Raw genomic sequence first — 6829 nt, 5'->3', positions numbered from 1 at the left:
GGCCATGGCCAAGGCTCAGTTCGCCGTCCTGTTCGGCCAGCGCTTCACCAAAGCCCTGGCCTGACCGTGTCGTTCAACCGACCGGACGCACACGGAATTCCTGACACTCCCCGCCGGAGCCGAATCAAGGCAATGGTTTTCCGGATGCCATGCCACCCTGCCCCGAAACACCACCAGCCCCCGCTTCGCATGCTGCGCCACCGCCTCCGCCACCCCCTCCGCCGCCACCGACACGAAACTCGCCACACCCCCCACCGCCACCGCCGGCACCTCCACCCCCATCGCCCGCGCCCCCGACTCCACCACCCAGCCGAACACCCGCTCCATCGCCGCATCCGTCCGCGCATCCAGCCGCCAGCCGATGATCGCCGCCCGCTCCAGCATGTCCCCGGTGCCATAGGGCCCCCAGGTATCCCGCATGTTGTCGTTGCCGAGCGCGACCGGCACCCCCGCCTCCGCCAGGCGCAGCAGCGGCGGCAGCGGCGCCGCCCCGGCGCCATGGCTCACCAGCCCAACCCCCGCCCCGGCCATGTCAGCGGCCGCCGCCATCAGCTTCCCCTCCGGCGCCGCGCCGAGCGCGAAGCCGTGGCTCACCCAGACTTGGCCCTGCATGCCCAGCGCCCGGGTCCGCGCGCAGATCTCGGCGATCGAGAAGAGCCCGAGCTCGCCGGCCTCATGCAGGTGGATATCGAGCCCGACGCCATGCCGCCCCGCGAGGCCGAAGATCGCGTCCAGCTGCCCCTTCGGGTCGCGGTCCACCTCGCAGGGGTCGAGCCCGCCGAGCACCTCGGCCCCCTGCCGCAACGCCTCCTCCAGCAGCGCGAGCGTCCCCGGCGCCCGCATCACCCCGGCCTGCGGGAAGGCGACCGTCTGGATGTGGCACATCCCGGCATGCGCGGCCTTCACCGCCAGCACGCCTTCCAGGTTGCGCAGGCCGAAGGCGGGGGTGATGTCCACATGGCTGCGGAAATGCACGCTCCCCGCGGCGAGGCAGCGGCGCAGCATCGCGGTGGCGCGCGGCTCCACCGGCAGGCCGGGCAGCACGCGCGCATCGGTCTCGATCCGGCTCATCCGGTCGGGGCCGGCGGCGTGCGGCATCCAGGGCAGGCCGAAGAGCGACTTGTCGAGGTGGAGGTGGAAATCGGTCAGCGCCGGCAGCAGCAGCGCACCGCCGAGGTCCACCACCTCGGGGTCGGGCACGGGGGCGTCGAGGATCGCCGCGACGCGCTCGCCGCGGACCAGGACATGCATGCCCGTGCGGCCATCGGCCAGCCGGCAATTCGACAGCAGCATCGCAGCCCCCCAGGAAGAAAGCACCGGGGGGAAGTATCCCCCCCGGACCCGCCCTCTATTTTTGGGAGTCTTTCAGGGCGCGGGTCAAACCGGGCGTCCCCTCGGACAGGGCGGCGAAGCCCAGCAGCGCGCAGCAGCCGGCCACCGCCAGCGCCTCCAGCCACGGCGACCAGCCGTGCAACCGGAACAGCACGGCCAGGCCATAGGACAGGAACAACCCGACGCAGAACACGTGCAGGCTCTGCCGGCCGGCCGCGGCCAGGGCGCGCGACAGGGCGCCGCGCAGCGCCACCTCCCGCACCCGGAAGGCGCAGACCACGGCATAGGCCAGCGCCAGGCTGTGCAGCACCCGCGCCGGGGCGAGGTCCTGCTTCGCCGCCAGGGCGGATATATCATATATCCCGCGCTGCTCGGCCAGCCGGCCCAGCACCCCGGCCAGCAGCACCAGCCCCGCCCCGCCCAGCAGCCAGCGGTTCACCCCGATCGCCCGCCCGCGGAACAGCGCCCGCCGGCCGAACCAGGCGCCCAGGATGAACAGCAGCTGCCAGGCCAGCGGGTTGAACTCCACCTCCGTCCCGCCGAGGCCCGGCAGGTGCCAGCCCCAGGCCTGCACCGCGCCGTAGAGCGCGAGGCTCGGCAGCAACGCCCAGGCGCCGATGCGCCCGACCAGCCAGAGGAAGCCGGGCAGCAGCAGCATGGACCAGAGGAAGACCGGCAGGATGCCCATCTCGTTCGGCTGCCACAGCAGCGTCGCGGCGCCGGGCAGCGCGAACCACGGCGCCTCCAGCAGCCAGCCCCAGCCGAGCCGCCGCGCCTCCCCGGGCAGGGGCACCGAGAGGTTCACCGCGATCACCATCGCCGCCATGCCGCAGACGACGATCATGTGCGTCGCCCAGAGCCGCCGGATCCGCGGCACAAGGTCCAGCAGCCCGGCCCGCCACCCCCCGCGATGCGCCTTCAGTGTGAAGACCGAGCCCAGCGCGAAGCCGGACAGGTAGACGAACTGCTCCGAGCTGTCGGAGAAGCCCCAGGCCGCGGTGATCAGCCAGGCGCCGATCAGCGAGCCATGCGCGTGGGAGACGAAGATCTGCAGCTGCAGCCAGCCGCGCAACAGGTCGAGCCGCGTGTCGCGGGGTGGCCGCTGCAGGATCATCGCCTCAGGCCGCCTTCGGTCCCAGGAAGGGAGCATAGCGCCGGAGCAGCGCCAGGGCTTCGTCCCCGTGCGCGAAAAGCACGAAGGCCGCCATCACCCAGGTGAAGCAGGCCTCCTTGAACAGCGTGGCGCCGTCGCCGTAGGGATCGACGCCGAGCGGGGTGAAGAGATGGAAGAAGATCGCCCCGCTCATGATCCCGAGCGCGAAGCCGGCGCCGAGGACGCGGGTGCGCGGGATCAGCACCAGCAGCGCGGCGCAGATCTCCATGCCGGCGACGAAGAGCCGGAAGGGCTTCTCCGGGATGCCGCTCCAGTCGCTCAGCCGGTCGAAGACCAGGGTCGGGCCGGCCAGCTTGTACTGCTCGTACCAGAGGAACTCGTAGGCGATCCAGATCGCGGCGATCCAGGCCAGCTGCCGCAGGATGCGGTCCTTGTCGAGGGTCATCACCGTGCCTCCCCTTGCCAGGACCGTTTCGCCGCCCGGGCGCCGCTGGTTACGCGGCCTCGCCACCCCCATCTTGCGGGGCAGGAGGACCCCTGCATGAAGCTCCCCGGCCCCGACCATCCCATCACCATCACGCCCAACCCGAAGCGGCTGCGCGTCACCTTCAACGGCCAGGTGGTGGCGGAGACCTCCCGCGCCCTGACCCTGCAGGAGGCGAGCTACCCGGCCGTGCAGTACATCCCGCGCGAGGATGCCGATGCGGCGCTGCTGCGGCGGACCGAGCGCAGCACGCATTGCCCCTACAAGGGCGATGCCAGCTACTACAGCATCGAGGCCGGCGGCCGCCGCGCCGAGAACGCCATCTGGTCCTACGAGAGCCCCTTCCCGGCGATGCAGCAGATCGCCGGCCACCTCGCCTTCTACCCCGACCGCGTCGACCGCATCGAGGAGGTGTAGCCGGCGCAGGGCGGCCGCTGCGGCGGCACGCCCGCCTCGCCGATCACCTCGAAGCGGTAGGGCTGCGCCGCCCCGGGATCGAGCGTGACGACCACCGCCTGCACGTCGGCCTCGCCCGGCACCTGCAGGCGGGTCAGGTTGGGCGCCGCCTCCAGCGGCTCGTGGTGGACGAAGACGTGGCTGTCGCCGTTGATGAGCAGGACCGGCCGGCCGAAGCCGGCGGCGGCCTGGGCGATGGCGTCGCGGATCGCGCGGTAGCCGCTGTCGTAGCCCTGGCCGCAGGCCTGGCGGTAGAAGAGGTCGGCCTGGATGGCGATCACCGCCGCCCTGGCCTCAGGCGCCGCGGCGAAGCTCTCGGCCAGCCAGGCTTGGTTGGCGGCGTCGCGCGCCGCGAATTCAGCCAGCGCCGCCGGCCCCTGCGGCAGCGACCGCGCGGCCGGCTCCCCCGGCTCTGCCGGCCGTCCGTTGTTGCTGCCGGGCACGTGCAGCGTCAGGAACAGCACGCCGTCCCGCATCCAGCGCGCATTCTCGATGGTCGGCGCCGCCTGCCGCCGCAGCGGCATCGGCCGCCGCCCGAGGCTCCCGGCGCCGGCGAAGAAGCGCTGGCGCAGCAGCGCCAGCCGCTCCTGCGGGTCGTAGCGCCCGGCGCGGTCCTGCCAGCAATCGGTCCATTCGTTGTCGCCCGGAGTATAGACCAGCGGGTCGTCGGCCAGCCCCATCCAGGTGAAGGCGCGCAGCAGCTTGTCGTCGGTGCAGAGCTCCGCCCCGCCCTTGGTGTCGCCGACGAAAACCGAGAACGCGGGCCGTGCCGCGTTGATCGCCGCCATCAGCCGGGCGACGCGCGCTTCCTCCTCGGCGCAGCGCTCCGGCGCCTCCGGCCGGCAATACGGCATGTCGCCGAAGGCGACGAAGCGCACCGGCTCGGCCATCGCGGGGACGGCGAAGCCGAGCAGGCAGGCGAGCAGCAGGAGGCGGCGCATCGGGCAGGGTCACTCCGGGAAGCCGCATGCCGCCTACAGCAGATCGCCGCGGGGCGGAACCGCCCGGCGGCCTGAACCTGCCGTGCCGGCAAAGGGCTGGCGCGGCCGGCCGAACCGGGCGCCGAGCGCCCCGCCTCACCAGAGCTTCGGCACCGTGGTCGCCAGCAGCACCAGGCCGGAGACCGCCAGCAGCCCCAGCACCACCCGCCGGAAGGCGGTGTCGCTGAACCGCCGGTAGAGCCGCGCGCCGAGCAGCGCCGGCAGCAGCATCGCGGGCCCGGCCACCAGGCAGAGCGGCCAGGCCGCTGCCGGGAAGGTCCCGCTGGCCAGCAGGGTCGCCATGGTCAGTGCATGCATCGCCAGGTTGAAGCCCTGGAACACCGCCCGCTGCGCATCCCGCCCCCAGCCGCGCAGCGTGACCCAGAGCGTCGGCGCCGGCCCGGTCAGCCCGCCGAGCCCGCCCATCACCCCGCCGACCAGCCCCGCCGCCGCATCCGCCAGCCGCCCGCCGCGCGTCACCCGCGGCAGGTCGCGCGCCAGCAGCATCGCCGGGCACCAGACCACCAGCAGCAGCCCGACCGCGAGCCGGAAGGCCACCGGGTCGATCCGCTGCAGCAGCGCGACGCCGAGCGGCACGCCGAGCACGCCGCCGAGGATGAAGGGCAGCGCCCGGCGCAGCTCGAAGGCATGGCGCAGCGAGCCGATCGAGAGCAGCTGCCCGACCAGCGAGCAGAAGACGGTCAGCGGCCCGGCCAGCACCGGGTCCAGCACCCAGGCCCAGATGCTCAGCGCCACCAGGCCGAAGGCGAAGCCCGAGAGCCCCTGCACGAAGCCGCCCGCCGCGGCACCGAACGCCACAACGCCGATCAGGGGATCCAAGCCAGCCGCGCCTCCCGCGCCGGGAGCGCCTTCAGCCCTCCGCCATCGCCAGCGTCACCTCGATCGGCGGCGCCGCATAGGGAGCGGCGGTGACCAGCACATCCGCCCCGGCCGCGGCATAGACCGCCGCATTGCCCTCGTCGATGCCGCCCGCCGCGGCAAGGGCGGGCCGGCGGTCCGAAGCGCTGATGGCCCGCACCGCATCCGCCACCTGCTCCGGCGCCAGGCGGGCGAGATGGATGCGATCCGCGCCGGAACGGGCGAGGAGCACCGCCTCGTCGACGCTGCCCGCTTCCACCGCGATGCGGCGCTCCGGCGGTGCCGCGCGCAGCCGGGCGACCCATTCGCGCGGCGGTTGCCGGCCGAGGAAGGCGCGGTGCCGGGCGAGGACCAGGTTGCCGTCGGAAAGGCCGAAACGGTGCGGCGGGCAGCCCGCGGCCATCACCGCCTTCAGCGCCACGTCGCCGGCGCCGGGCAGCGGCCCGCCGCCGCAGGCCACAGCGATGCGCGGCCGACCCTGCCGCGCCGCCAGCGGGATGCGCCGCGCCCGCGCGGCGATGCCGGAGCCGAGTTCGAGCAGCGCCCGGGCGGTGCGCGCGGCGAGGTGCGGCGCGGCGGCCGGCCCCTCCGCCAGGAGGATATCGGCCCCCTGTTCCAGTTGCGCGCCGCCGGCGGCGAAGCGCCGCGCCGCGCCGCAGCCCGCCACCGGGAAAAGCCGCTCCGCCGCAGCACGGGCGCCGCCAGGGCGGGGCATCGCCTCAGGGTGCCGCGGTGGCGAAGCCGAAGCGGCGCCAGGTCGCGGCCGCCTCCGGCCCGGCCAGGAAGGCCAGCAGCGCCCGCGCCGCCGGCCGCGCCGCGGCGTGGTGGGTGACCGCGAAGGGGTAGGTGACCGGCGGGTGGCTGCCGGCGGGGAAGCTGCCGAGCAGCTTCACCCCGGCGCTGGCCCGCGCATCCGTCGCATACACGATGCCGAGCGGCGCCTCGCCCCGCTCGACCAGCAAGAGCGCGGCCCGGACATTCTCCGCCCGGGCCAGCCGCGGCGCGACCGCCGCCCATTGGCCGAGGCTCTCGAGCGCCGCCCTGGCATAGATCCCGGCCGGGACATGCGCCGGGTCGCCGGTCGCCAGCCGCCCCTGCGGGCCGAGCAGCGCGGCGAGGTCGGTGCCCGGCCCGATGGCGAAGGGGGCAACAGGCGAATTGGCCGGCGCCACCAGCACCAGCGCATTGCCGAGCGGGCTGACCCGCGTCTCCGCCTCGACCAGCCCGCGCTGGGCCAGGTAGTCCATCCAGGGCTCGTCGGCGGACAGGAAGAGGTCGGCCGGGGCGCCCTGCTCCACCTGCCGGGCGAGCGCCGAGGAGGCGGCGAAGGAGAGCCGGAGCGGCGGATGCGCCGGGTCGGCGCGCCAGGCCGGCTCCAGCGCCCGCAGCGCGTCCTGCAGCGACGCGGCGGCGAAGACGGTCAGCGGCGCCGCCGGCTGGGCGCGGGCCGGGCGGATCGCCAGGAAGAGAACAGCGAGCAGCATTGGGCGGCGGCGCATGGATCTCCTTTCGGGCAGCCCGACGCGATCGTTGTATTCCAACGCCTATAGCGGGCCAAGCCGGAACCGGGCCCGGCCTGGACCG

General features: G+C 74.3%; 8 protein-coding genes. 1 reads left to right on the top strand and 7 read right to left on the bottom strand.

The genetic code is table 11. The features are described 5' to 3' along the window. Nucleotides 1-15 precede the first annotated feature (15 nt). Genes E2C06_RS27655 through E2C06_RS27645 form a run of 3 tightly spaced genes read right to left on the bottom strand, consistent with a single transcriptional unit; the run spans nucleotide 16 to nucleotide 2891 of the window. Nucleotides 16-1293 carry an amidohydrolase gene (locus tag E2C06_RS27655; RefSeq protein ID WP_133291814.1) on the bottom strand — a complete coding sequence of 426 codons (1278 nt, stop codon included), beginning with the start codon at nucleotides 1291-1293 and terminating at the stop codon, nucleotides 16-18. 55 nt (nucleotides 1294-1348) lie between these two features. Further along, nucleotides 1349-2446, bottom strand: a complete 1098-nt coding sequence (locus E2C06_RS27650; protein ID WP_165982702.1) for an OpgC family protein — start codon at nucleotides 2444-2446, stop codon at nucleotides 1349-1351. Nucleotides 2447-2450: 4 nt separating this feature from the next. Further along, nucleotides 2451-2891 (bottom strand): DoxX family protein, encoded by a 441-nt coding sequence (locus tag E2C06_RS27645; protein WP_165982701.1) that lies wholly within the window; start codon nucleotides 2889-2891, stop codon nucleotides 2451-2453. 96 nt (nucleotides 2892-2987) lie between these two features. On the opposite strand from E2C06_RS27645, the gene E2C06_RS27640 reads away from it, so the two are divergent. Then, nucleotides 2988-3347: a DUF427 domain-containing protein gene (locus E2C06_RS27640; protein WP_133291811.1), complete on the top strand. Its 360-nt coding sequence runs from the start codon at nucleotides 2988-2990 to the stop codon at nucleotides 3345-3347. On the opposite strand, the gene E2C06_RS27635 is transcribed toward E2C06_RS27640, so the two are convergent. From E2C06_RS27635 to modA, 4 genes are all read right to left on the bottom strand, one after another. Then, nucleotides 3311-4327 (bottom strand): hypothetical protein, encoded by a 1017-nt coding sequence (locus tag E2C06_RS27635; RefSeq protein ID WP_193560514.1) that lies wholly within the window; start codon nucleotides 4325-4327, stop codon nucleotides 3311-3313. The two genes, E2C06_RS27640 and E2C06_RS27635, sit on opposite strands and share 37 nt — an antisense overlap. A gap of 135 nt (nucleotides 4328-4462) precedes the next feature. Continuing rightward, nucleotides 4463-5206, bottom strand: coding sequence for a sulfite exporter TauE/SafE family protein (locus E2C06_RS27630; protein WP_133291810.1), 744 nt, complete (start codon nucleotides 5204-5206; stop codon nucleotides 4463-4465). Between the two features lie 31 nt (nucleotides 5207-5237). Further along, a complete protein-coding gene (locus E2C06_RS27625; RefSeq protein WP_133291809.1) occupies nucleotides 5238-5960 on the bottom strand; it encodes a beta/alpha barrel domain-containing protein in 723 nt (240 codons plus the stop codon). 4 nt (nucleotides 5961-5964) lie between these two features. Continuing rightward, complete coding sequence (gene modA, locus E2C06_RS27620; protein ID WP_133291808.1) at nucleotides 5965-6744, bottom strand: molybdate ABC transporter substrate-binding protein; 780 nt, start codon at nucleotides 6742-6744, stop codon at nucleotides 5965-5967. Nucleotides 6745-6829: the final 85 nt, after the last annotated feature.

The organism is Dankookia rubra, assembly GCF_004355005.1.
GTDB classification, from domain to species: Bacteria; Pseudomonadota; Alphaproteobacteria; order Acetobacterales; family Acetobacteraceae; genus Paracraurococcus; species Paracraurococcus ruber_A.
Note: the sequence above shows the minus strand (reverse complement) of the source record. Positions and strands in the feature narration are given on the sequence as shown.